The organism is Agromyces sp. NPDC057865, from assembly GCF_042796995.1.
Taxonomy (GTDB): Bacteria; Actinomycetota; Actinomycetes; order Actinomycetales; family Microbacteriaceae; genus Agromyces.
Genome location: NZ_JBHVMJ010000003.1, coordinates 528,615 through 551,181, shown reverse-complemented (window position 1 = coordinate 551,181; position 22,567 = coordinate 528,615). Strand labels below are relative to the sequence as shown.

General features: G+C 71.8%; 16 protein-coding genes. 8 read left to right on the top strand and 8 right to left on the bottom strand.

Annotation, left to right across the window (positions count from 1 at the left end; all coding sequences use genetic code 11):
* The first annotated feature begins 117 nt into the window (after positions 1-117).
* The 3 genes from ACFVN5_RS15530 to ACFVN5_RS15520 all read left to right on the top strand — a co-directional run bounded on the left by ACFVN5_RS15530 (position 118) and on the right by ACFVN5_RS15520 (position 3,807).
* The gene (locus ACFVN5_RS15530; protein ID WP_376956139.1) at positions 118-993 is read left to right on the top strand and encodes a class I SAM-dependent methyltransferase; all 876 of its coding nucleotides are present in this window, start codon (positions 118-120) and stop codon (positions 991-993) included.
* Positions 994-1,042: 49 nt separating this feature from the next.
* A complete protein-coding gene (locus ACFVN5_RS15525; protein WP_376956138.1) occupies positions 1,043-1,273 on the top strand; it encodes a hypothetical protein in 231 nt (76 codons plus the stop codon).
* A gap of 212 nt (positions 1,274-1,485) precedes the next feature.
* Positions 1,486-3,807, top strand: a complete 2,322-nt coding sequence (locus ACFVN5_RS15520) for a LuxR C-terminal-related transcriptional regulator (protein ID WP_376956137.1) — start codon at positions 1,486-1,488, stop codon at positions 3,805-3,807.
* Here the strand turns inward: ACFVN5_RS15520 and ACFVN5_RS15515 are convergent.
* The gene (locus ACFVN5_RS15515) at positions 3,782-5,782 is read right to left on the bottom strand and encodes a hypothetical protein (RefSeq protein WP_376956136.1); all 2,001 of its coding nucleotides are present in this window, start codon (positions 5,780-5,782) and stop codon (positions 3,782-3,784) included. The genes ACFVN5_RS15520 and ACFVN5_RS15515 overlap by 26 nt on opposite strands.
* Before the next feature lie 201 nt (positions 5,783-5,983).
* Between ACFVN5_RS15515 and ACFVN5_RS15510 the strand changes: the two genes are divergently transcribed.
* On the top strand, positions 5,984-6,685 hold the full coding sequence (locus tag ACFVN5_RS15510) for an endonuclease/exonuclease/phosphatase family protein (protein ID WP_376956135.1): 702 nt from the start codon (positions 5,984-5,986) through the stop codon (positions 6,683-6,685).
* A gap of 13 nt (positions 6,686-6,698) precedes the next feature.
* Here the strand turns inward: ACFVN5_RS15510 and ACFVN5_RS15505 are convergent, their stop codons facing one another.
* A complete protein-coding gene (locus tag ACFVN5_RS15505; RefSeq protein ID WP_376956134.1) occupies positions 6,699-7,580 on the bottom strand; it encodes an intradiol ring-cleavage dioxygenase in 882 nt (293 codons plus the stop codon).
* Between the two features lie 88 nt (positions 7,581-7,668).
* Positions 7,669-9,231 (bottom strand): carboxylesterase/lipase family protein, encoded by a 1,563-nt coding sequence (locus tag ACFVN5_RS15500; protein ID WP_376956133.1) that lies wholly within the window; start codon positions 9,229-9,231, stop codon positions 7,669-7,671.
* Between the two features lie 146 nt (positions 9,232-9,377).
* Between ACFVN5_RS15500 and ACFVN5_RS15495 the strand changes: the two genes are divergently transcribed.
* Positions 9,378-10,010: a dihydrofolate reductase family protein gene (locus ACFVN5_RS15495; RefSeq protein WP_376956132.1), complete on the top strand. Its 633-nt coding sequence runs from the start codon at positions 9,378-9,380 to the stop codon at positions 10,008-10,010.
* 331 nt (positions 10,011-10,341) lie between these two features.
* Here ACFVN5_RS15495 and ACFVN5_RS15490 read toward each other — a convergent pair whose 3' ends face one another.
* The 4 genes from ACFVN5_RS15490 to ACFVN5_RS15475 all read right to left on the bottom strand — a co-directional run bounded on the left by ACFVN5_RS15490 (position 10,342) and on the right by ACFVN5_RS15475 (position 15,619).
* Positions 10,342-12,093, bottom strand: coding sequence for a beta-galactosidase family protein (locus ACFVN5_RS15490; protein ID WP_376956828.1), 1,752 nt, complete (start codon positions 12,091-12,093; stop codon positions 10,342-10,344).
* A gap of 159 nt (positions 12,094-12,252) precedes the next feature.
* Positions 12,253-13,593: an ABC transporter substrate-binding protein gene (locus ACFVN5_RS15485; protein WP_376956131.1), complete on the bottom strand. Its 1,341-nt coding sequence runs from the start codon at positions 13,591-13,593 to the stop codon at positions 12,253-12,255.
* Positions 13,594-13,691: 98 nt separating this feature from the next.
* Positions 13,692-14,504 carry a carbohydrate ABC transporter permease gene (locus ACFVN5_RS15480; protein WP_376956826.1) on the bottom strand — a complete coding sequence of 271 codons (813 nt, stop codon included), beginning with the start codon at positions 14,502-14,504 and terminating at the stop codon, positions 13,692-13,694.
* A gap of 176 nt (positions 14,505-14,680) precedes the next feature.
* Positions 14,681-15,619, bottom strand: a complete 939-nt coding sequence (locus ACFVN5_RS15475) for a carbohydrate ABC transporter permease (protein WP_376956130.1) — start codon at positions 15,617-15,619, stop codon at positions 14,681-14,683.
* Between the two features lie 111 nt (positions 15,620-15,730).
* On the opposite strand from ACFVN5_RS15475, the gene ACFVN5_RS15470 reads away from it, so the two are divergent.
* Complete coding sequence (locus tag ACFVN5_RS15470; RefSeq protein WP_376956129.1) at positions 15,731-16,771, top strand: LacI family DNA-binding transcriptional regulator; 1,041 nt, start codon at positions 15,731-15,733, stop codon at positions 16,769-16,771.
* Between the two features lie 341 nt (positions 16,772-17,112).
* On the opposite strand, the gene ACFVN5_RS15465 is transcribed toward ACFVN5_RS15470, so the two are convergent.
* A complete protein-coding gene (locus ACFVN5_RS15465; RefSeq protein WP_376956128.1) occupies positions 17,113-20,769 on the bottom strand; it encodes an RICIN domain-containing protein in 3,657 nt (1,218 codons plus the stop codon).
* 238 nt (positions 20,770-21,007) lie between these two features.
* Between ACFVN5_RS15465 and ACFVN5_RS15460 the strand changes: the two genes are divergently transcribed.
* Entirely contained in the window at positions 21,008-21,730 is a 723-nt protein-coding gene (locus ACFVN5_RS15460) for a histidine phosphatase family protein (protein WP_376956127.1), read from the top strand.
* Entirely contained in the window at positions 21,714-22,565 is an 852-nt protein-coding gene (locus tag ACFVN5_RS15455) for an NAD(P)H-hydrate dehydratase (protein WP_376956126.1), read from the top strand. The genes ACFVN5_RS15460 and ACFVN5_RS15455 overlap by 17 nt, the downstream gene beginning before the upstream one ends.
* Positions 22,566-22,567 lie beyond the last annotated feature (2 nt).

Genomic DNA, 22,567 nt, shown 5'->3' with positions numbered 1-22,567 from the left:
GGCTCCGCCGGGCGCTCCTCAACCACCGGTACCACCCACCTCCCCGTGCGAGCACTGAGGAAATCTCCGTGCCGCGCACGGATGCGGCATCCGTGCCCGCCCAGCAGCCTTGTACGCATGAACCAGACCGACCTCATCGAGGAGATCACCCCCATGACCGACAGCGCATCCGTCCAGTCCGACGCCGACCGCGCGCTCAAGCAGAAGCACCGCGCGATGTGGGCGTCGGGCGACTACCCCACGCTCGCGTCCGACCTCATCTGGGAGCTCGGCCCGCGCGTCGTCGCGGCCGCCGATGTGCGCCCCGGCGAGCGCGTGCTCGACATCGCCGCCGGCAGCGGCAACGCCGCCATCCCCGCCGCCCTCCGCGGCGCGACCGTGGTGGCGAGCGACCTCGCGCCCGAGCTGTTCGACGTCGGACGCCGCCTTGCGACCGAAGCCGGCGCCGAGCTCGAGTGGCGGGAGGCCGACGCCGAGCACCTGCCGTTCCGCGACGCCGAGTTCGACGTGGCCCTCTCGACGGTGGGCATCATGTTCGCGCCGCACCACGAGCAGGCGGCCGACGAGCTCCTGCGCGTCGTGAAGCCCGGCGGGCGCCTCGCACTCATCGCGTGGACGCCCGAGGGCTTCATCGGGCAGATGTTCAAGACCATGAAGCCCTTCGCGGCGCCGCTGCCCGAGGGCGCACAGCCCGCGCCCCTGTGGGGCGACGAGCAGCACGTCCGCGACCTCCTCGGCGACCGGGTGACCGACGTCGAGGCCGTGCGCGAGACCGTGAAGCTCGACCGGTTCCGCACCGGCGAGGAGTTCCGCGACTACTTCAAGCACCACTACGGCCCGACGATCGCGGTCTACAACCGCATCGCGGACGACCCCGAGCAGGTGCGCGCGCTCGACCAGGCGCTCGCCGAGCTCGGACGAGCCCACGGGCTCGACGGCTCCGACCGCGGCACCGAATGGGAGTACCTCCTGTTCACCGCGCGACGGAGCTGATCCCACCCCCACCATCACCTCCCCCTGCACGACCCCGAGGAGCACGATCATGAACCTCAGCACCGACTACCAGGTCTTCGAACTGCGACGGGCGGGCGAGCAGCGCCTCCTGCGCGACCTCGAGCGCCGCCGCGTCGTCGCTGAGCGCCTCGCCGAGACCGGCGAGGCCGGCACCGGCGTCACGGATGCCGCGCGCCCGCGTCGGAGCATCCGCCAGCTGCTGCCCAGCCGCCTGCGCCCGGTCATGCCGACCCGGCCCGCGGTCGGCGGCGCCGTGTGACCCCGACCCGGCCGATCGCAGCGCCGATCGCCGCACCGCCGGCCGAGCAGGCCGCCGACCAGACCGCTGCGATGAGCGCCGCGGAGACCGCCTCCGAGCCGCTGCGGAGGCTCGCTCGTCCACCAGACGACGTGCCTCCGCGCCGGCTCGCGCGGCCGCCGGTGCGCCGGGAACCCGTGCGGCAACGCGGATTCGCCTCTAGACTCGGCGCCGTGCCGGGGCAGACGCTGACCCCGCGCGAGAGCGCGATCCTGGCCGCGGTCGAGCGGCGACTGAGCAACCCCGAGATCGCATCGGAGTTGTTCATCTCCGTGCGCACGGTCGAGAGCCACATCGCGAGCCTCCGCCGCAAGCTCGGAGCAGAGAGCCGCGCCGAGCTGATGGCTGCAGCCGGCGAGCGGCGCGAGGCATCCGTGCGCCTGCCGGACACGCGATTCGTCGGCCGCACGGCCGAGCTCGAAGCGCTCGCGGCGCTCACCGAAGCGCACCGGTGCGTCTCGATCACCGGTCCGGGAGGCGTCGGGAAGACACGGCTGGCGCTCGAGTTCGCGAACCGGCACCGGCACGACCATCATCCGATCGTGGTGGAGCTCGAGCACGCCGAGCCCGACGACGTGGTCGCCCGGATCGCGCGAGCGCTCGACCTCGAGGCGGTGCCCGGCGGCGACGTGCTCGCGTCCGTGGCATTCGCGCTCTCGTCGAACCCGTACCTGCTCGTGCTCGACAACATCGACCGGGTCGGTCCGGCCGTGCAGGCGGCGGCGCGGCGGATCCTCCGCGACGCTCCGCAGGTCCGGATCCTCGGGACGACCCGCACGCCGTTCGGGGACCCGGCCGAGCACGTGTACGCGCTCGGGCCGCTCTCGGTCGAGGGGGCGGATGCCGCCGCGCTCGCGATGTTCCTGGATCGGCTCGCCGCGCGGGGCGAGCCGCTGACCGCCTCCGACCGTGCGCTCGCGGAGCGCATCTGCGAGCGGCTCGACGGACTGCCGCTCGCGATCGAGCTCGCGGCATCCGTCTCGAGGTACCTCGGGCTCGAGGAGCTCGCCGTTCGGCTCGAGCGGGACTTCGCCGCGCTCGACCGCGCTGCGCCGGCCGGGCGGCATCGCACGCTCGAGACCACTTTCGAGTGGACGTGGGACCTGCTCGCCGAGGACGAGCGGGAGGTGCTCTGCCGGCTCGCGGCGCTCCCGCGCACGTTCGACGTGGACCTCGCGGCGGCGGTGACGCAGCCCGGGGTCGAGGGCGTGATCATGCGGCTGCTCGACCACTCCATGCTCGTCCCCGCCGGGGGCTCGCCGCGCCGGTTCCGGCTGCTCGCGGTGCTGCGCGAGTTCGTCCGTGCCCGCACCGACGCGGCGACGATCCGCGAGGTGCTCGAGCAGCACGCGGTCTACCACGCCGGCGTCGCGGCGTACTTCATCCAGCGCGCCCGGGTCGACGACAGCCACGACGCGATGCACATCTCGGAGCGCCTGTGCCCCGAGGTGAACGCAGCGCTGCGCTGGGCGATCGCATCGCGGCATCCGACGGCCCTGCCGCTCGCCGCCACGCTGTCGGTCGGCATCGAGCAGTACGGCTCGGACGTCGACAGCGTCCGTTCCGTGGCGATGGCCGCACGCGACGAGCGCGTGGTCGCCGACGCCGACGCCGCCCAGTTGCTCGTGATGGGGGCGGGCATCGCCTACCTCGACCTGCCGCTCGTCGACGACCTCGCGGCGCGTGCACTGGCCACGGCGGGCGACGACGCCGCCTCCCGCCGGGACGCGCACCACCTCGCAGGCCTCGCCGACGCCTATCGCGACCGCGGCCCCGAGGCGCTCGCGAACCTCGCCGAGGCCGAACGACTCGCCCGCGAGCTCGGCGACGAGTGGTCGGTGGCCTCGGTGCACCAGTTCCGCGGGATCGCGCTGCGCGGTGCGGCGCTCGACGATCCGGCAGCGGCCATCGCGGAGTTCGACGCCGCCATGCACGCGTTCGCGCTCGCGGGCGACGCCATGCACGTGAACAACGCCCGCTACATGATGGCGTCGGTCGCCGCCCAGGCGGGCCTCGAGCCGGAACGCGCGGCGGAGTGGGCGGCGGAGTGCGTCGACTACGCGACGAAGGCGGGGAACGCGCATGAGCTCGCGCATGCTGCGCTCGTCCAGCAGCAGCTCGGGGTGACGGAGGTCGCGATGCGGCTCGACGAGCTCGAGGCCTCGTTCCGGCGGCTCGGCGACGTGCGCTGCCTCACCCGCACGCTCTTCCTCGAAGCCGACCGGGCACCGTCGGCGATCGCGAGCCTGCCGCGCCTCGAGGAGGCGCTCGCGATCGCGAACGAGGCCGGCGACGAGGGCCACCAGGCGACGGCACTCGCCCTCCTGGCCGCCGCCCACTGGGCGAACGGCGACCCGACCCGCACGCGCACCGCGCTCGGCCGGCTCGAGGCGATCGCCGGACCGGAGGCCGCCGCGGCCGCACGACCGGAGGGCATGGAGGTCGACTCCCGACGGGACCGATCCGCCGTCAGGGCTGGCGCGGCCAGCCGATGAGCGGCATCGCGATCGGGGCGGCGACGCCGAGCACGACCACGAGGCCGTCGCCGAACGGATCGGCGAGGCCGTCGGTGGGGATCTCGTCCCAATTGTTCGCCAGCCACACGTTGCCCGACCCGTCGATCTGCACGCCCGTGTTGCGCTGGAGGCCGTCGAACGCGAACCCGGTGCCCGCCGGCGAGATGGGCGCGCCGACCTGGCCCGACGGGCACGTGTCCGGATTCGCGCCGCACAGGTAGGACACGCGCTGCTGCCCGAAGTTCGCGACCCACACGTTGTCGTCGCCGTCGACCGCGATGCCCCACGGGATCGTCATCCCTGCACCCTCGAACTGCTGGATCGAGCCGTCGGGCCCGACGAGCGAAACGCTGCCCTGCAGTCCCGGCCCCGACGGCGCCTCGAGGTCCTCACCGGGCGCGCACGGGATGTTGACCACGTCGGAGTTCGCCACCCACACGTTCCCGAGGCTGTCGCTGGCCACGCCGAGCGCGTGGTCGAACGTCGTCGAGTCCCCGAACGGCGAGCCGGGCACCTGCTCGCCGTCGGATGTGAAGGCGAAGATCTCATGACCTTCGTTCGCGGTCACCCAGACCGTGCCCGTCGCGCTCTGCGCGACGTCGAACGCCCGGCGGATGACGACCGGGTGCCCCGCGGCGTGGGCCGTGAAGGCTCGCGTGTGGTCGCCGTCGGGGTAGATCACGGCCGAGTCGGTGCCGCAGCTCGCGGTCCAGATGTCGCCATCGGTGTCGGAGACGATGCCCTGCGGCCAGGAGATCGGCCCGTCGAGGTAGCCGAGCGGGCCCGAGATCGCCTGCCCGACCGCGGTGAACTCCGACACGCTGTTCGACGTGGGAGGCGGCCCGGCGCATTCGGAGCCCGTGAAGCCGAAGTTGCTCGCCCAGACGTGCGCCCGGGTGTCGATCGAGATCCCGAAGCCGGACCCGTTGAGGCCGCCGCCCGTGTACGTGTCGACCGGCCTGCCCTTCGAATACGGATCGACGCGGAACAGCTCGAGCCCAGGGCACACCTTCTTCGCCAGCTTCGACACGGTGGCGTTCTGGTTCGTCCAGACCTTGCCCTCGGCGTCGAAGGCGATGTTGCCGGGGCCGTTGAACTGGCGTCCGTTCCCGTAGAACCGCAGCGCCACGATCCATGCCGCCGGCGCGTCGGTGCGCACGGGCGTGAACCGCGGGTTCGCGGGCACCTGCGCGAACACGCCGGCCGGGTCGCCCGAGGGGTTCGCAGGCAGCAGGGTCATGGCCTCCCAGGTCGTATCGGGTCGGATGCCCCGGGCGTCCGTCGCGGCGTCCAGGAACGCCGCGCAGTCGTTCGTCCCCGCCACGCACCCCGCGATGATGCTCGCGAGCGAGTTGACGGTCGGCAGCGTCTCCGTCGCCGGACCGTTCGGGGCCTCGAGCAGGAACCGCGTCGCGGCGCCCGTCGAGAGGTCGACGAGGTTCCGGGGCATGAGCGCGGCGTTCTGCAGCCCGGGCGACGCACCCCCCACGGCACCGCCCACGGCGAACTGCGCGAGCGACGTGCCGGCCGCGACCGTCGACAGCTCGTCGATCACGACGCCGCCCTTTCGCAGGTCGCCGAGCGACACGGCGAGCTCGACCGTGGCGGGCATCGCCGAACCGCGCACCGTGCCGCCCCGCGCCGTCGCGTAGAGCACGGCATCGTCGTCGACCGCGTTGCGCAGTCGCAGGTCGACCGAGCCCGAGGCATCCGTGATCGCCGTCGTGACCAAGGTCGCCTCGCCGGGCGCCTCACCCGCCGCGAACAACCGCACGGTCGACCCACGCACCGGCGAACCGTCGGCGACGACCGTGCCGCGGATGGCGGGGCCGGCGCCGCCCGGCGCGGCCGCCACGCCCGGTGCGGCGAGCGCCGACGTCGGCGGCACGAGCAGCATCGCGGCTGCGGCCGCCGCGGCTGCGAGCAGTGGGATCCGGCGTGTGCGACGCGACATGGCGTCCTCCCCCCGGGCGCCCGTGACGTCGTTGCGCGGGCGCACCGATCCGCACGGTACGCCCGTGCGATGGCGGCGGTCAGCCCCAATCCGGGTGAGGATCGCTCGGCTTGCGGCGGTTCCCCTGACGCAGCCGCGAGGATACCGCGAGGTCGCTGTCAAGGACGTCACACACCCCGCGGCCCTGCGTAGGCTGTGCTGGTGAAGGTCGTCAGCTACAACCTCCGGAAGCACCGCGCGGTCAACGAGCTCGCCGCGCTCGACGAGAAGTACGCTCCCGACCTCATCTGCCTGCAGGAATGCGACACGACCGACCTCCCGCAGCACATCGGCCACCTCGAGCTCGCGAGCTCGACCAGCGGCAACCGCCTCGGCCTCGCCGTCTACTACCGGCCCGACCGCTACGAGTTCCGCATCGTGCGCAGCTTCGCGCTGAAGAAGTCGCTGCACGACCACATCCTGCGCCCGGCGCACGAGCGCCTCGTCGGCGTGCGCCTGCTCGACCTCGAGCACGACCGCGAGGTGGTCGTCGCGTCGTTCCACGCCGCGCCGCTCACTGCCCTGAACTCGCTGCGCCGCCACCAGATCAAGTCGGCGCTGGCGCAGCTGCAGATCCTCGGCCCGAACCTGCCGACCCTGATGGTCGGCGACTACAACTACCCCGTCTTCAAGGACAACCTCGCCGAGAAGGTGCGCGAGGTCGGCTACGAGCTCACGCTGAGCGACGCCCGCACGTACACGCGGTACAAGTTCTTCCGCGGGCACTTCGACCTCGCGACGTCGGTCGGGCTCGACATCCGCCGCGTCGAGACGCTCCCCCGCGGGTCGAGCGACCACCTGCCGATCCTGGTCGACGCCGACTACGCGGGCACGGTGGCCCAGCCCGAGGACGTCGTCATCTGACCGGCGCTCTCGCTCACACGCCGATCGTGAGCGCCGCCGTGTACCCGTTCGCCACTGACCCCGACATGCTCGCGATCTGATGGATGCCGCCGTCGTCGCCGAACACGTTGTCGCTCGCGAGGCTCACCTGCGACGCGTTCCGCACGCTCTGCTCGTAGCCCGAGGTGACGTACACGAGGTCGTTGACCTCCTGCGGAAGCGCGATCTGGGAGGTCTTCACGATCGGACCCGAGGCGACGGCGTTGGCAACATCCGAGTACACCTCGAAGTGGATGTGCGGCCACCGACCCGAGTAGCAGGCGGGGTAGATCGAGGTGAACCGCACCGTGCCGGTCGAGTCGGTCTCCTGCACGCCGCGCAGGTAGTTCTCGTTCGCGAGGCCGTTCGAGTACAGCGAATACCCGCCGTCGCGGTCGCAGTGCCAGAGGTAGACGCCGGCGCCGACGAGCGCGCTGCCCGTCGCGGCATCCCGCACCGTGAGGGCGATCGTGAGCGGCACGCCCTGCGCGACCGTCGTCGACGAGCCGAAGCTCGAGCGGATGTCGCTGCGCACGATGCCCGAGTCGTCGAGCACGTTGACGCCGTTCGAGCCGTCGCCCGGGTAGGGTCCGCCGGTCTCGTCGGGCACCTCGGTCACGGGTGCGGTGTTCCCCGAGGCCGTCGAAGGGGCCTCGGCCGATGCCGAGGCGCTCGGCGTGCTCGCTGCGCTCGCCGACGCGGTCGACGACGTGTCGGGGCCGGCGCACGCCGCGAGGAGCGCGGTCGCGCCGATGCCGCCGAAGATGCCGAGCGCGCGGCGGCGATCGACCAGCGTGCGGATGTCGTAGACGAGTCCACGGTGGTCCTCGTCGATCTCGTCGCCGTGCTCGTCGATCCAGCGGGGGTCGGTGGCCATGGGTCGCTCCTTCCGAGGTTGGGACCCCCAGCATGGACGCCGCTTCCAGCCGGCGGCTGTGGGTCGCCCATGCGTTCCCTATGGGACGTCATCCGGCCAGTGCGGGAAGGAACCGGCTCCACGCGCGCCGCCGATCGCGGCGGGGATCATGCTCGACGCGATCCACCTCGTCGATGATGAGGGTCGCCCGATCTCGCTCGTCGTATCGCGGCCAACCGTCGTCGGGCGGCGCATCGGCCGCGAAGCGCAACCACATCGCACGCATGCGGACTCCGGCCGCGGCGTACTCCTCGTACCCACCGAGGACGGTCATGATCCGGGCGAGGGCGAGGTCGGTCCGGTCGAAGAGGGCGAACATCTCGACCCCGTGCGTCGCGTCGAGCCCGAGCACCTCGAGCAGGCGCGGCGCGACGTCGAAGCGGTACGACCAGGCGGGCGCGTGGCGCGAGTGGAAGTCCGCGACGCGGGTGCTCGGGAACCAGAAGCCGAAGTCGCCGCCGAAGTCCGCCGCCGGCCGCCGCGCGGGCAGCCCGGGATAGGCGTCGCGCATGGCCTGCCGTGCGCCGACGGGCGCCCGCGTGAACAGGGCCTCGATCCGCGTCGGCGTGCGCGGCAGGATGTCGACGCGACCGCGGAAGATCGCGCCCTCGCGATCGTTCGTGCCGATGATGAGCGGCACTCGGTGGGCCGTCCCGTCGCGGAACGCCCGGATCGGGTATCGCGGCAGGAGGTCCCCGTCGATCACGGGTGCGAGGCAGAACGCACCCGGATAGTCGTCGGGTGTCCGCGCTTGGAGGACGGCGCAGGCGGCCACGAGGTCGTTCGGCGTCGCGGTGGTGAGCAGCTCCTGCGGTGACCGGCGGATGCCGCCCGCGTCGCGCTCCCCGTCGCGATCCTGCCGCTCCCGCCGGCCGATGATCCCACCGAGGATCTCGACGTACTCCCCCGCCCACCGCGCGGCGAGCGACGAGGGGTAGACGGCGCTGGACGGCGGGCTCTGCGCGATCGCCCGGGCGAAGAGCCCGCGCGCCGAAGGCGTCGCCATCAGCGTCGTCACCGCGTTCCCGCCCGCCGACGCGCCGAACACGGTGACATTCGCGGGGTCGCCGCCGAAGGCGCTGATGTTGTCGCGCACCCACCGCAACAGCGCGACCTGGTCGCGGAGGCCGGGATTGCTGGCGAACGATCGCTGCGGCGTCGAGTAGCGGCTGAAGTCCAGGTATCCGAGCGCACCGAGCCGGTAGTTGAAGCTCACGTAGACCACTCGCCCGTCCCGGACGAACCCCTCGCCCTGTCCCGAGAAGTCCCGCGCGGATCCGGCGCTGTAGCCGCCGCCGTGGATGTAGACCATGACTGGCAGGGGCGTCGAGGCTGAGTCGTCCCATACCGGTGCGTGCACGTTCACGGTCAGGCAGTCCTCGTCGGCCGTGATCGCCGCGATGGGCGGATGGACGAGGGGATTGCGGATCGGCTGCGGTGCGATGGCCCCGAAGCCCGCGGCGTCCCTGATGCCGGGCCACGGCACCACGTCGATCGGGCTCGCGAATCGCAGCCTCCCGACGGGTGCGGCCGCGTAGGGAATGCCGCGCCAGGCGAGCAGCCCGCGTTCCCGCACGCCACGCACCACGCCGCCGGCGATCCGCACGTCCACGCTGTCGTCGTCGTGCCGCCGGCGGCGGCCGATCACGGCCGCCCGCTGTCCATGCCTCCACCTCAGCGTGATTCAGCGGCATCCGCAAGGGTTGACGCACGTTCGACGCCACGGGAGATTTGGGATGGACGCGAAGGGAGCACATCATGGGCATTCTCGCCGTCGACCTCTTCATCACGCTCGACGGGGTGTACCAGGCGCCCGGCGGCCCCGACGAGGACCGCGAGGGCGGCTTCGAGTACGGCGGCTGGCAGGGAGCGTACTTCGATGACGAGTCGGGCGCCGTCATCGGCGCCGGCATCGACCGCATCGACGCGCTCCTGCTCGGACGCAAGACGTACGACATCTTCTCGGGCTATTGGCCCGAACAGAGCGCGGACGATCCCATCGCCGCGAAGTTCAACGCCGTGCCGAAGTTCGTGGCCTCACGCACCCTCACCGACCCGTCGTGGGACGGCACCACCGTGATCACGGATGTCGCCGCCGAGGTGCGCGCGGCGAAGGAGCGCTTCGACGAGATCCACGTCATCGGCAGCGGCGACCTCGTCGACTCGCTGCTCGAGGCGAACCTCGTCGACCGGCTCAACCTGTACGTGTACCCGCTCACGCTCGGCAGCGGCAAGCGCCTCTTCGGCACGGCCACGATCCCGGCGGCGTTCTCCCTCGTGCAGCAGCCGATCACGTTCCCGAAGGGCGCGATCGCCCTCGTCTACGAGCACACGGGCGAGCCGGTCACGGGCGTCGACATCTCCCAGCTCGACTCCCCGGTCCTGGAGTGACGCGAAGCGGCACACCCCGGTCGCCGAGGAGCGCGCCGCGAAGCCGCACGCCCGGTCGTCGAGTAGCGCGCCGCGAAGCGACACGCCCGGTCGTCGAGTAGCGCGCCGCGAAGCGGCACGCGTATCGAGACGCGCCGCCGACCCGACGCCCCTCAGTGCGCCCGACCCCTCGGGCACCCTGTTCGTGATCTCTGCGAGCGGTCCGGTCCCGTTCGGAAATGCATGAGATCACGCCTACTGGGCGTGCCGAGGCGACCATCGGCCGGAATCTCATGCATTCCGGCGGGCGACGGAAGTCGCCCCGGCCGGGCCGCCTCGCGGCATCCGTCGCTCAGATCTCGGTGTGCCCCAGCTCGGGCGCGGCGAGCGCGCGCAGCACCGGCTCGGCGATGGTCTCGAACTCGAGCAGTGCCACCTCGTTGCGCCCGGCGCGCGTGACCGGTCCGGGCACGATGAGCGTGCGCTGCGGCCCGCGCCGCCAGTAGCGCCCAAGCAGGAAGCCGTTCACCCAGACGAGGCCCTTGCCCCAGTGCAGCGTGTCGACGAACAGGTCGGCGGGCGCGTCGAGCTCGAACTCGCCCCAGGCGAGGGTCGGCCCCGCGGCGAATCCGTCGGCGCGGCCGTGCGCGGCCAGTTCGGGGACGCGGTCGAGGTCGACCGGGCGCACCGACCAGTCGGCGAGCTCGACGCCGTCGAGCGCCACCCCGCCGATGAGGCCCTTGTGCTCACCGAGGCGGACGCCGTAGTTCACCCGACCCTGGTCCTCCACGACGATCACGAGCTCGCCACGGGCGTCGGGCAGCACGACCGCGCGCTCATGCGCGTCGCGCGACATGACGCCCACCTGGACGCCGTCGAGCAGCACCCAGGCGCGGTCGCGCACCTCCTCGCCGACCGTGAGCACGCCGGCTCCGCCGCGGGTCAGCCGCGTCGCGAAGAGCACGACGCCGCGGTCGTGGCCGAGCTCGTCGAACGTCGGGATCCGCTCGTGGCGGGTCTCGTCGCCGAGGCGGGCCGCGACCTCGAGCACCGCGGGCCCCACGCGCAGCGGCGCCACGAGCTCGGGCGCTTCGGGGCGCGGTTCGGGCACCTCGTCGGGCACGTCGGCGTACTTCGCGATCACGTCGCGGAACGCCCAGTACTTCTCGGTCGGATGCCCCGCCTCGTCGAGCGGCGCGTCGTAGTCGTAGCTCGTCGTGATGGGCGCGTACCGTCCCTTGTCGTTCGCCCCGCTCGTGAGCCCGAAGTTGGTGCCGCCGTGGAACATGTAGACGTTCACGGAGCCGCCCGCCGCGAGCAGCGCGTCGAGCTCGGCGGCGGATGCCGCGGCATCCGTCGTGTGGTGGTGCGAGCCCCAGTCGTCGAACCAGCCGCACCAGAACTCCATGCACATGAGCGGGCCGGTGGGCTGGAACTCGCGGAGCGTCTCGAGGCGCTCGGGCACTCGCGAGCCGAACGAGCCCGTGAGGTGCAGGCCCGGCAGGCTGCCGTCGGCGAGCATCTGCGGGGTCGGCTGGTCGATCGTCGTAAGAGGTACGGAGATGCCGGCCTCGCGGGTCACCCGGACGAGCTCGGCGAGGTACGCCTTGTCGCTGCCGTACGCGCCGTACTCGTTCTCGATCTGCACGAGGATGACCGGGCCGCCCACGTCGACCTGACGCGGCGCGACGATCTCGTACACCCGACGGAGATACTCGCTGACGGCCGCGACGTAGTGCGGCTCCGACCGGCGCACGCCGACCTCGGGGTCGCGGAACAACCACGCGGGCAGGCCGCCGTTGTCCCACTCCGCGCAGATGTAGGGGCCAGGACGCACGATCGCGTGCATGCCCTCGGCCGCGACGAGGTCGAGGAACCGCCCGAGGTCGAGGTCGCCGTCGGCGCGCCACTCTCCGCGGTGCGGCTCGTGCTGGTTCCACGCGACGTAGGTCTCGATCGCGTTGAGGCCCATGAGCCGGGCCTTGCGGATCCGGTCGGCCCAGAGGTCGGGGTGCACGCGGAAGTAGTGCAGCGCGCCCGCGAGGATGCGGTGCGGCCGGCCGTCGAGCTCGAAGTCGGTCGTGCCGATGGCGAAGCGGGACACTGCGGTCACGTGGGTCGTTCTTTCTGGTCGTGGTGGAACAGCTCCGCGAGTTGAGGAGGCGCGAATCGCCGTCTCGAAACCCGCCGCGGTGGCGAGCGGGTTTCGAGACACGGCCTTCGGCTGCTCCTCAACCCGCGGAGCGGAGGCGGTCGATCTCGGCTACTCGCCGACGGTGAAGCCCTGCTCGTTGCCGTAGTCGACGAGCTGGCGCTGCCACTCGGCGAGGCCGTCGTTCAGGTCGGCCTTGTTCGCGTAGGACTGTCCGACGGTGTCGCCGAAGATGCTGTTCCCGTACACCTGGTACGGCAGGTACGACCAGCCCTTCGAGACGTCCTTCGACGCCTGCGTGAGCACCTCGTTGATCTTCTGGCCGCCGAAGTAGTCCGACTCGAGGGAGAGGAACTCGGGGTCGTCGAGCTCGGCCGTGGTCGACGGGAAGCCGCCGCTCTGCAGGAACACGTCGATCGACGCGGGGTCGCTGTTCAGCCAGCGCAGGAACGCCGCCGCGAGCGCCGGGTTCTTCGACTGCTTCGTGACCGACTGGCCGCCGCCGCCGTTCTCCGCCGTGACGGGCGTGCCGTCGTAGGTCGGGATCGGCGCCACGCGCCAGTCGCCCGCCGCGTCCGCGACGCTCGACTCGAGCACGCCGGGCATCCAGGCGCCCGTCACGAGCGTGGCGATCGAACCGTCGCCGAGGCCCTTGTACCACTCGTCGCTCCAGCCCGGGGTCGTCGAGAGGAGGTCCTCCTCGACGAGCTGGTTCCAGACGCCGGTCCACTTCTGGGTGCCCTCGTCGGCGAGGTCGATGGTCACGTCGGTGCCGTCGATCGCGAACGGACGGCCGCCGGCCTGCCAGATCATGCTCGTGGTGAAGCCCGCGTCGCCGGTGTCCGACGTGATGTACTTCGTCGGGTCGGCGGCGTGCAGCTGGCGCGCGGCCGCGACGTACTCGTCCCAGGTGGTCGGCACGGCGATGCCGTACTGGTCGAAGACGGCCTTGTTGTAGAACAACGCCATGGGGCCGGAGTCCTGCGGGAAGCCGACGAGCTTGCCGTCGACGTTCACGGCGCCCCAGGTGGAGGCGCTGTACTGGTCCTCGAGGTCGCCAAGGCCGTAGTCGCCGAGGTCGACGAGCGCGTCGGAGAGGGCGAACTGCGGCAGGGCGTAGTACTCGATCTGCACGACGTCGGGTGCGCCCGAGCCAGCCTTGATCGCGTTCTGGAGCTTGGTGTACTCCTCGGTGTTCGTGCCCGCGTTGACGAGCTCGACGTCGACCTTCGGGTACGCCTTCTCGAACGCGGCGACCTGCGCCTCGGCGCTGGGGGTCCAGCTCCAGTAGGTGAGCTTGCCGCCGGCCTCGAGGGCGGCGTCGAGGTCGTCGGCGCTGCCGCCGGCCGAGGTGCTGCCGCCACCGGACGAGCAGGCGGCGAGCGCGCCGATCGCGAGCGCGGCGGCCGCGATCGTCAGGGTCCGCCGGACGGCGGGACGGGGGTTGGCCATGTGATGCTTCCCTTCACTTCGTTGTGCCATGTGGTCCGGGGCAGGACGCTCCGGTCGAGCGGGATGTGGGGCGAGGTCGGTCGTGCGGTGCCGCTCGGTCACTGCTTGACGCTCCCGGCGCTGAGCCCCGACTGCCAGAACCGCTGCAGGCCGAGGAACGCGACGATGATGGGGATGATCGTGAGCAGGGAGCCCGTGATCACCAGGTTGTAGATGGGCTGCGCGCTGACGCCCGTGGCCTGCGCGCTCCACTGGTTGAGGCCGACCGTGAGTGGGTACCAGGTCGGGTCGCTCAGCATGATCAGCGGCAGGAAGTAGTTGTTCCAGGTCGCGACGACCGTGAACAGCAGCACGGTCACGATGCCGGGCGCGAGCAGGCGGATCGAGATCGTGAAGAACGTGCGGAACTCCCCTGCCCCGTCCATGCGCGCCGCCTCGAGGAGCTCGGTCGGCACCGAGTCGACCGCGTAGACCCAGATCAGGTAGAGGCCGAACGGGCTGATGAGCGACGGGATGATGATCGCCCACGGCGTGTTCGTGAGGCCGAGCTGGCTGAACATGAGGAACGTCGGCACGGCCAGCGCGGTGCCCGGCACGGCGATCGCGCCGAGCACGACCGCGAAGATCGCGCGGCGGCCGGCGAAGCGGAACTTCGCGAGGCCGTAGCCGGCCAGCGTGGCGAGCAGCGTCGCGCCGCCGGCGCCGAGGACCACGTAGAGCAGCGTGTTGCCGAACCAGCGCAGGAAGATGCCGTCGCGGTAGGTCAGCGTCTCCCAGATGTTCTGGAACAGCACGAACTCGTCGCCGAACGAGAGGCCGAAGCTCGAGAACAGCCCGGCCTGCGTCTTCGTGGCGTTGATCACGAGCCATGCCAGCGGCAGCAGGCTGTAGATCACGAGGATCGACATCATGAGCGTGAAGGCCACCGACTTGCGGGGTCGCAGCGAGCTGCGACGGCGGCGGGTCGGGCGGCCGGTTGGCGCGGCGCGTTCGGCGCGTGCGCTCGAGGCGACGGCGGTGGGGGCGACGGATGCCTCGGGGCGGACGGTGCCCGCGGCATCCGTGCCCAGGGTCTCAGCGGTGGTGCTCATCGCTCCTCCTTCCGCGAACCGCGGAGTTGGACGACGTAGGCGATGACCGCGGTGATGACGCCCATGACGATCGCGACGGTGGCCGAGTAGTTGTACTGCTGGCCGTTGAACGAGAGGTTGTAGGCGTACATGTTCGGCGTGAAGTACGTCGTGATGATGTTCGGCGCGAGCGTGCGCAGGATGTTCGGCTCGTTGAAGAGCTGGAAGCTGCCGATGATCGAGAAGATCGTGGCGATGACGATCGCGCCGCGCAGGGCGGGCAGCTTGATGCCGGTGACGACCCGGATCGGGCCGGCGCCGTCGAGCTCGGCCGCCTCGTAGAGGTCGGTCGGGATGACCCGGAGCGCCGAGTAGAAGATCAGCATGTTGTAACCGACGAACTCCCAGGTCACGATGTTGCCGATCGAGACGAGGATCCACTCGCGGGCGAACGGCGTGAGCACGTCGGACCCGAGCCAGTCGTTGATGTTCGCCGCGAGGCCGAAGTTGTCGCCGTAGATGAAGCCCCACATCAGCACGGCCACGACCGCGGGCACCGCGTAGGGCAGGAAGATCACGATGCGGAAGAAGCCCGACGCGTGCAGGCGGGCGCTGTCGATGGCGAGCGCCGCGACGAGCGCGAGGCCGAGCATGATCGGCACCTGCACGAGGAGGAACAGCGCAACCCGGCCGAAGCCCTCCCAGAACTGCGGGTCGGTGAACAGCTCGAGGTAGTTGTCGAGGCCGACGAACGCGTTGCCGCCGACGAGCTGCTCGCGGTAGAGGCTGAGGTAGGCCGAGTAGGCGACGGGCGCGATGAAGACGAGCAGGAACACGATGAGGAAGGGAGCGGTGAACGCCAGGCCCTTCCACTCGCTGCGGGCTCGGGATCGGATGCGCGGGGGCTCTGGGGCCGGGGCACCGCGAGGCGGTGCCGGTGCGGACGTCGCTGTCATCGAGTACTTCCAATCGCGGGCATGTTCACGTCAACATGCGGTGGGATCACGATAGCATGTTGACGTGAACATGCAAGCCACGGGGCATGATGTAGTCACGAAGGAGCACCGATGACGACCGTCACCACCCCAGCGCAGGCCGCGCCCGGCCGACGACGCGGACCGTCCATGGCCGACGTCGCCCGCGAGGCGAACGTGTCGGGCCAGACGGTCTCCCGCGTCTCCAACGGCCGCGACAACGTCGACCCCGAGACGCGCGAACGCGTGCTCGAGGCCATGCGCAAGCTCGGCTACCGGCCGAACAGCGCCGCCCGCGCGCTGCGGTCGGGCCGGTTCCACAGCATCGGCGTCATCATGTTCACGCTCTCCAGCTTCGGCAACATGCGTACGCTCGACGCGATCGCGGTCGCGGCGGCCGACGCCGGCTACTCGATCACGCTCATCCCCGTGCCGCATCCGACGCAGGGCGAGGTCTCGGTCGCGTTCGATCGCCTCAGCGAGGAGGCGGTCGACGGCGTCATCATCATCGTCGAGGCGCACCTCCTCGACGAGAACGACGTGGTGCTGCCCGCCGGGCTGCCCGTCGTGGTGGTCGACTCGACCGCGCGCGACCGCTATCCCGTCGTCGACACCGACCAGGCGCACGGCGCCCGCCTCGCGACCGAGCACCTGCTCGACCTCGGCCATCGCACGGTGTGGCACGTCGCCGGTCCCGAGCGCTCGTACTCGGCCACGCACCGGCGCGAGTCGTGGGAGGCGACCCTCCGCGCCCACGGCGCCGACGTGCCGCCCGTGCTCGTGGGCGACTGGTCGAGCGAGTCGGGTCACGAGCTGGGGCTCGAGCTCGCGCAGAACCCCGAGGTCACCGCGGTCTTCGCCGCCAACGACCAGATGGCGCTCGGCGTGCTGCGCGCGATGCACGAGACCGGCCGGGCGGTGCCCGGCGAGGTGAGCGTCGTCGGCTTCGACGACATGGAGGAGTCGCGCAGCTTCTGGCCGCCGCTCACGACCGTGCGCCAGTTCTTCGGCGAGGTCGGCCGCCGGTCGGTCGAGGCGCTGCTGCACGAGGTCGAGTCCGGCGAGCGCGACGACAGCACCCTCGTCGCGACCGAGCTCGTCGTGCGCGAGAGCTCGGCGGCGCCGCGGGGCTGACTCGCGCGAGCGGGCGAGGTGAGCGCGCGGCGCCGCGGGCCTGACTCGCGTGAGCGGGCGAGGCGAGCGCGCGGCATCCGCTCAGCCGCGCCGTGCTGGCGAGCGCGCGGCAGCCGCTCAGCTGCGCCGTGCTGCCTCGTCGAGGCGATCTCGGCGCCCGTCCGCACTCACGAAATGCATGAGAATCCAGCGGATGCCTCGTGCTGGGCGCCCATGTCGCGGATTCTCATGCATTTCGGGCAGCAACGCGGGCTGACCCGAGCCCCTGACCTCGCGCCCGCCGCAGGCAGGCCGAAGGGCGGCCGCCGCGGATGCGACGACCGCCCCTCGAGGCGCCAGGATCAGGGCTTGGCGGAGTTCGCCGCCAGGATCCGCTGCGACGGCGTCTCGGCCGTCGCCGACGCGACCCCGTCCGCCGAGACCGTCACGCGCACGCTGAGCAGCTTGCCGGCGTCGTTCGTGACCGGGGTGTACGTGGCATCCGTCGCACCCGAGATCGGCAGGCCGTTGCGGAACCACTGGTAGGCGATCTCGCCGTCGGCCGGGTTCAGCGTGCCGACCGCCGACGATGGCGTGCCCACGCGCGGACGGTCGGCGAGCGCGAGCCCGTCGATCACCGCGTGGCGGCGGATCGTCACGGAGTACTCCGCGCGAGCCGTGCCATCGGCCGAGGTCACGACCACGGTCCCGACGCCGCCGTTCGCGGTCGTCGGCTGCGTGGTCCGCACGGTCGCGGCCCGGTCGATCGCGATCGCGTCGACCGCCGGCAGTCGTCCGCCGTCGACGTCGACCGTGTAGGCGCGCTTCGCCGGGTCGAACCCGCCGATCGTCACCCCGTCGAGGCGCAGCACCGCGAGGTCGGCCACCGCGGCGGGCGCCGGCACCGCCTCGGAGACCTCGACCTCCGACACGATGAGGTGCGTGTTCGCGTAGGCGTTCATGATCACGCGCACGCCCGTCGCAGTGACCGGCGCGAACTCGGCGATCACGGTCGGCGCGCTGCCGCCGGCCGGGGACACGACCGGCTTGAACGACTCCCAGCCGGGCGCAGGCGTCCACGCCCCATCCGTGCCGCGCACCTGCACCTGCATGGTCTGCGCCCAGCTCGTCGTGCCGTCGCGGTAGAACTGCACCGACACGCGCTGCACCTGGTGCGCCGCCGCGTACTGGTAGGTCAGCGTCGACTGCGTCGGCTTGTTCGACGCCACCCAGTTCGACCAGCCCTTGTCGCCGAGCACGCCGTTCCGCGTGCGGTCGGCGGGGTAGCCCGACTCGGTGGAGCTCGCCGAGGCCGTCGTGCCGGCGTCGGGGTTGAAGTTCCGCAGCGTCCCCGCGGTGACGAGCACCGAGAGCGCCGCGGGCAGCGAGGCACCGTCCGCGGATGCCGCGCCGGGCACCCGCACGACGCCGACCTGGCCGAACGCGGCATCCGCCACGCCGGTCCAGTCCCACGTCACGGGCACGTCGAACGCGTTCTCGGATGCCCCGACCCGTGCCGGCACGTTCGCCGGCGCCGCGGCCTGAACGGCGGCGAGCGAGGCGCCCGCGGCCACCGTGATCGACACCGGGTCGGACGCCGTGAGCCCGCCGACGTCGACGAGCGCCGTCACCACGACCTGCTGGCCGAAGACGTCGGTCGCGGTGCCGGGCACCTCGACGCGGCCGGTCGTCGTCCACGCGCCCTCGGCGGGCAGCTGCCACGCGACCGCGACCGGGACGCCGGCGCCCCACGCATAGCGCGGCACGATCGTCTCGGGCAGCACGGGCGCGACGCCCGCCTGCGTGCGGGCGGCGACCGTCTGGCCGCCGAGCGGTGCGAGGTCGCGCGGATCCCACGCCTGGTTGGTGCCGCCGTTGGAGCCGTACACGCCGACCGTCGCGCCGTTCGTCGTCGACTGCCCGTTCACGTCGAGCGCGAGTCCGAGCTGCTCGTTGACGAGCGAGTACGAGCGGCCGTCGGTGGTGTTCACGATCCAGCGGGTCGCTGCGTTGCCGGCTGCGGCATCGACGCCAACGGTGCGCAGGTCGGTGCCGGCGCTCGTCGCGCCGAGCACGCGTCCGTCGGATGCCTCGAGCACCACGCGTCGCGTGGCCTCGCGCTCGCCCGCCGCCACCTCGTGGACGGTCCACGCCTGCGGCGTCGCCGCCGCGGCATCCGTCGCCAGGTTGCGGATCGTGGTGGCCGCACCCGTCGTGCCGGCGCTCAGCGCCTTGCCGCTCTGCGCGCCGACGAACTGGTAGCGGTGGCCGTCGCGGAGCGCGGGGGCACCCGCCGAGACGCCCGAGACGCCGTCGATGACGAACGTGGTCACCGACTTGGCCGGCACGGTCAGCGTCGCGGTTCGCGCCTCGTGGTCGATCGCCACCGCGGTGCCCGTCACGAGCGAGTTCGAGGTCGGGTCGGCGGCGGAGTTCGCCTGCGTGGTCGTGACCGGCGTGACCGTGGCGCCCTCCGCGATGTCGCCGAAGTTCGACAGGTCGATCGTGACCTGCCGTGCGGATGCCGCGGTGTTGCTGTGCACGATCGTCGCACCCGTGCCGTCACCGCGGATCGCCGCCGTGCTCGACGTGTCGTCGACCGCGATGAGGTGGTCGCCCTCGTGGATGTACTTCGTGAAGTTGCGGATGGTGTTGAACTTCGAGTTGATCGAGACCCCGCACTCGGCGACCTTCGTCGAGTCGCCGCCGGCGGCGGCCACGCGGCGGGCCGACTTCCAGACCGTGCCGGCCGACTCCTGGTACGGCGTGCAGTCGAGGTCGATGAAGATCGAGCCCCAGTTCGAGTTCTCCGCCTGCGGCTCCATGTTGTACAGGTCCTCGACGGGCTGCCAGAGCACCCACGCCTTCGGCTCGAGCTCGCGCAGGTCGTCCTGGATGCGGCTCGCGATGCCGAGGCCGTTCTCGATGCTGAGCGGGTTGTTCCCGCTCACCCAGTTGCCCTCGATCTCGCTCATCCAGAGGTCGGTGTCGGCCTGCTTGGCGAGGTCGCGCACGGTGAGCCGACCCGACGTGCCGTAGGTGTGCACGTTCATGCGATCGACCTTGGCGCGCGACGCGGCCGGGTACGCGGCCCAGTTCGTCGCGAATGTGGTCGGGTTCGTCTCGTCCATGGCGGCGAGGCCCGCGTCGGTCGTCGTGGCGGGGTTGTCGAGCTCGGCGCGCACGGCGTCGACGAGCGGCACCTGCCGTGCGGGGCCGACGTGCATGCCCTCCTGGCGGCCGCCGACGGGCTTGCCGTTGCTCAATGTCGTGCCCCAGTAGTTCGTGTTCGGCTCGTTGAACGGGTCGATGGTGTCGACATCGATGCCGTACTCGTCCTCGAGGTGCTCGGTGACCTTGACCAGGTAGGTCGCGAACTGCGCCTGCGCGGCGGGCTTCAGCTGCTCGGACGAGGCGTTGAATCCGCCCGAGACGTAGCCGCTCTCGGTCATGAAGTACGGCGCGGAGTTCGCGAAGGTCTCCCAGTGCGTGATCTGGTCGTCGGCGGCGAGCCGCTCGACCCACCAGCGCTGCGTCTCGTCGGCGTCCCAGTCGTAGGACGCCGGGTCGTCGGCGTTCCACGCGGCGAGCAGCGTGTTGCGGTCGGCGTACTTCGTGGAGACGCCGCCGTAGGTGCCGGCGTCGCCGCCGGGGTTCGCCGTCCACCAGCCCTCGACCGCGCCGCCCGGACGCAGGTAGTCCTGCACGTCCGACGCGTTGCCGCCGCCGATGTTGTAGCGCGCGATGTTCAGGTCCAGGCCGTCCTCGCCGAAGACCGCCTGGTAGAGCTCCTCGCGGAGTTCCGCGGGGTAGCCGCCGGTCGCGTTCGCGAACCAGACCAGGCTGGTGCCCCAGCCCTCGAACGCCTCACCCGCGTAGGCGGGATTGGGGGTGATGGTGGTGCCGTCCGCCGCGGAGGCCGGGGCCGCCGCGGCGATCGGCACTGCCAGCAGTGCACCGGTGAGTGCGGCGCTCGCGGTGAGCGCGGTGAGTCGTCGTCTGCCATGAGACATCGTCATTGACGTCGTCCTCTTTCGCCGTCGAAGTGTGGTGGTGCGGGCGTGTTGACGTCAACACGCCCGGGCACGACGATACATGTTGACGTCAACATTGGGAAGCCGCGTGACGTCGCATTTCGTGCGATGTGACGTCTTTCTTCGGAGGACTGCCTCACCTCGGCCCCTGATCGCAACGGGTTCCCCTCGACCGCGTGCTGCGAAAGGATCGGACGGACCGCCGGGAAACGGAGGAGGACTCGTGGTGCGAGAGGTGTGGCTCGCCCGGCACGGGGAGAGCATGGGCAACGTCGCCGCGTCCAGGGCGGAGGCGGAAGGACTCGAGGTCATCCCGTTGGAGCCCCGGGATGCCGATGTGCCGCTGTCGCCGGTCGGCGTGGACCAGGCCGAAGCGCTCGGCCGCTGGCTGCGGCCGCGGCTCCCGGAATTCGACTCCTACTGGACCTCGCCCTATGTGCGCGCCCGCCAGTCGCTCGAGATCGCGATGGGCGCCCGGGTCGCGGCGCCGGTCGTGTTCGCCGACGAGCGACTCCGCGATCGCGAGCTCGGCGTGCTCGACCTCCTGACCCGCGCCGGCGTGCAGGCGCGGGTCCCGACCGAGTTCGAGCGCCGGCGCCACCTGGGCAAGTTCTACCACCGGCCGCCGGGCGGCGAGTCGTGGGCGGATGTCGCCCTGCGACTGCGCTCGTTCTTCCGCGATTTCGGCGACACCGCCGGTGACCGGGCGTTCGTGATGGCGCACGATGCCGTGGTGATGGTGTCCCTGTACGTGCTCCTCGGATGGAGTGAAGGGGAACTGCTGGAGTTCGCGCAGGCGAACGTCGTCGGCAACGCCTCGATCACGCAGCTCGAACGCGCCGACGGCCGGTTCCGACTGGTGGGGTTCGGCATGGTCGAGCACCTGCGCGCCGAGGGCGCGGCGGTGACGCTGCATCCGGGAGACGCGGATGTCACGCCGACGTGAGCCGGTGCCCGTCGACGCGGCACTGCTGCGCGACTGGCCCCTGCCCGCGCCCGGCGGCTCGAAGGACGCGCGCGGGCGGGTCGTGGTCGTCGGCGGCTCGGCGCGGACACCGGGCGCGGTCGTGCTCGGGGGCCTCGCCGCGCTCCGCGTCGGAGCCGGTCGACTGACCCTCGTGGTGCCCGAGTCGATCGCCGGGCGCGTGGCGATCGCCGTGCCCGAGGCAGGGGTCGTCGCGCTGGCCGACGGCCGCGGCGCCGTGCTGGCCGATGATGCATGCGACGAGCTGGAGTCCGCCGACGCCGTGGTCGTGGGCCCCGGCTTCGTCGAGCCCGGGATCGCGCTCCGCACCGTCGCCGAGGTCTGCGAGGGGATCGCGGCGCACACCGGTCTCGTCCTGGACGCGTTCGCGCTCGGCGTGCTTCCCGATCTCGACGACCTGGTGCTGCCGGCCGAGACGGTCCTCACTCCGAACCTTGAGGAGGCTGGGATCCTCCTCGGCCGCGACGTCGACGACGCACGAGCCGCCGTCGCCGAGATCGCCGGCCGCTACGGTGCCTCGGTCACCTGCTACGGGGAGATCGCCGACGAGGACGGCGGCCGCTGGAGCGTCGGGGCGGGAGGTCCCGGCCTCGGCACGTCGGGCAGCGGCGACGTGCTCGCGGGTGCGGTCGCCGGGCTGCTCGCGCGAGGGGCGGATGCCGCGCAGGCCGCCGTCTGGGGGACGTTCGCCCATGCGACGTCGGGTGATCGGCTGGCCGCTCGGATCGCGCCGGTGGGGTTCTTGGCGCGGGAGCTCTGCGATGAGCTCCCGCGCGCGCTGGCCGCGGTCGGCTGACC

Excerpts from the sequence above, each read along its gene's own strand:
- ACFVN5_RS15455 (WP_376956126.1), top strand. The coding sequence starts at position 21,714 with ATGTCACGCCGACGTGAGCCGGTGCCCGTCGACGCGGCACTGCTGCGC.
- ACFVN5_RS15465 (WP_376956128.1), bottom strand. The coding sequence starts at position 20,769 with ATGACGATGTCTCATGGCAGACGACGACTCACCGCGCTCACCGCGAGC.
- ACFVN5_RS15495 (WP_376956132.1), top strand. The coding sequence starts at position 9,378 with ATGGGCATTCTCGCCGTCGACCTCTTCATCACGCTCGACGGGGTGTAC.
- ACFVN5_RS15505 (WP_376956134.1), bottom strand. The coding sequence starts at position 7,580 with ATGGCCACCGACCCCCGCTGGATCGACGAGCACGGCGACGAGATCGAC.
- ACFVN5_RS15485 (WP_376956131.1), bottom strand. The coding sequence starts at position 13,593 with ATGGCCAACCCCCGTCCCGCCGTCCGGCGGACCCTGACGATCGCGGCC.
- ACFVN5_RS15475 (WP_376956130.1), bottom strand. The coding sequence starts at position 15,619 with ATGACAGCGACGTCCGCACCGGCACCGCCTCGCGGTGCCCCGGCCCCA.
- ACFVN5_RS15515 (WP_376956136.1), bottom strand. The coding sequence starts at position 5,782 with ATGTCGCGTCGCACACGCCGGATCCCACTGCTCGCAGCCGCGGCGGCC.
- ACFVN5_RS15525 (WP_376956138.1), top strand. The coding sequence starts at position 1,043 with ATGAACCTCAGCACCGACTACCAGGTCTTCGAACTGCGACGGGCGGGC.
- ACFVN5_RS15530 (WP_376956139.1), top strand. The coding sequence starts at position 118 with ATGAACCAGACCGACCTCATCGAGGAGATCACCCCCATGACCGACAGC.
- ACFVN5_RS15470 (WP_376956129.1), top strand. The coding sequence starts at position 15,731 with ATGACGACCGTCACCACCCCAGCGCAGGCCGCGCCCGGCCGACGACGC.
- ACFVN5_RS15480 (WP_376956826.1), bottom strand. The coding sequence starts at position 14,504 with ATGATGTCGATCCTCGTGATCTACAGCCTGCTGCCGCTGGCATGGCTC.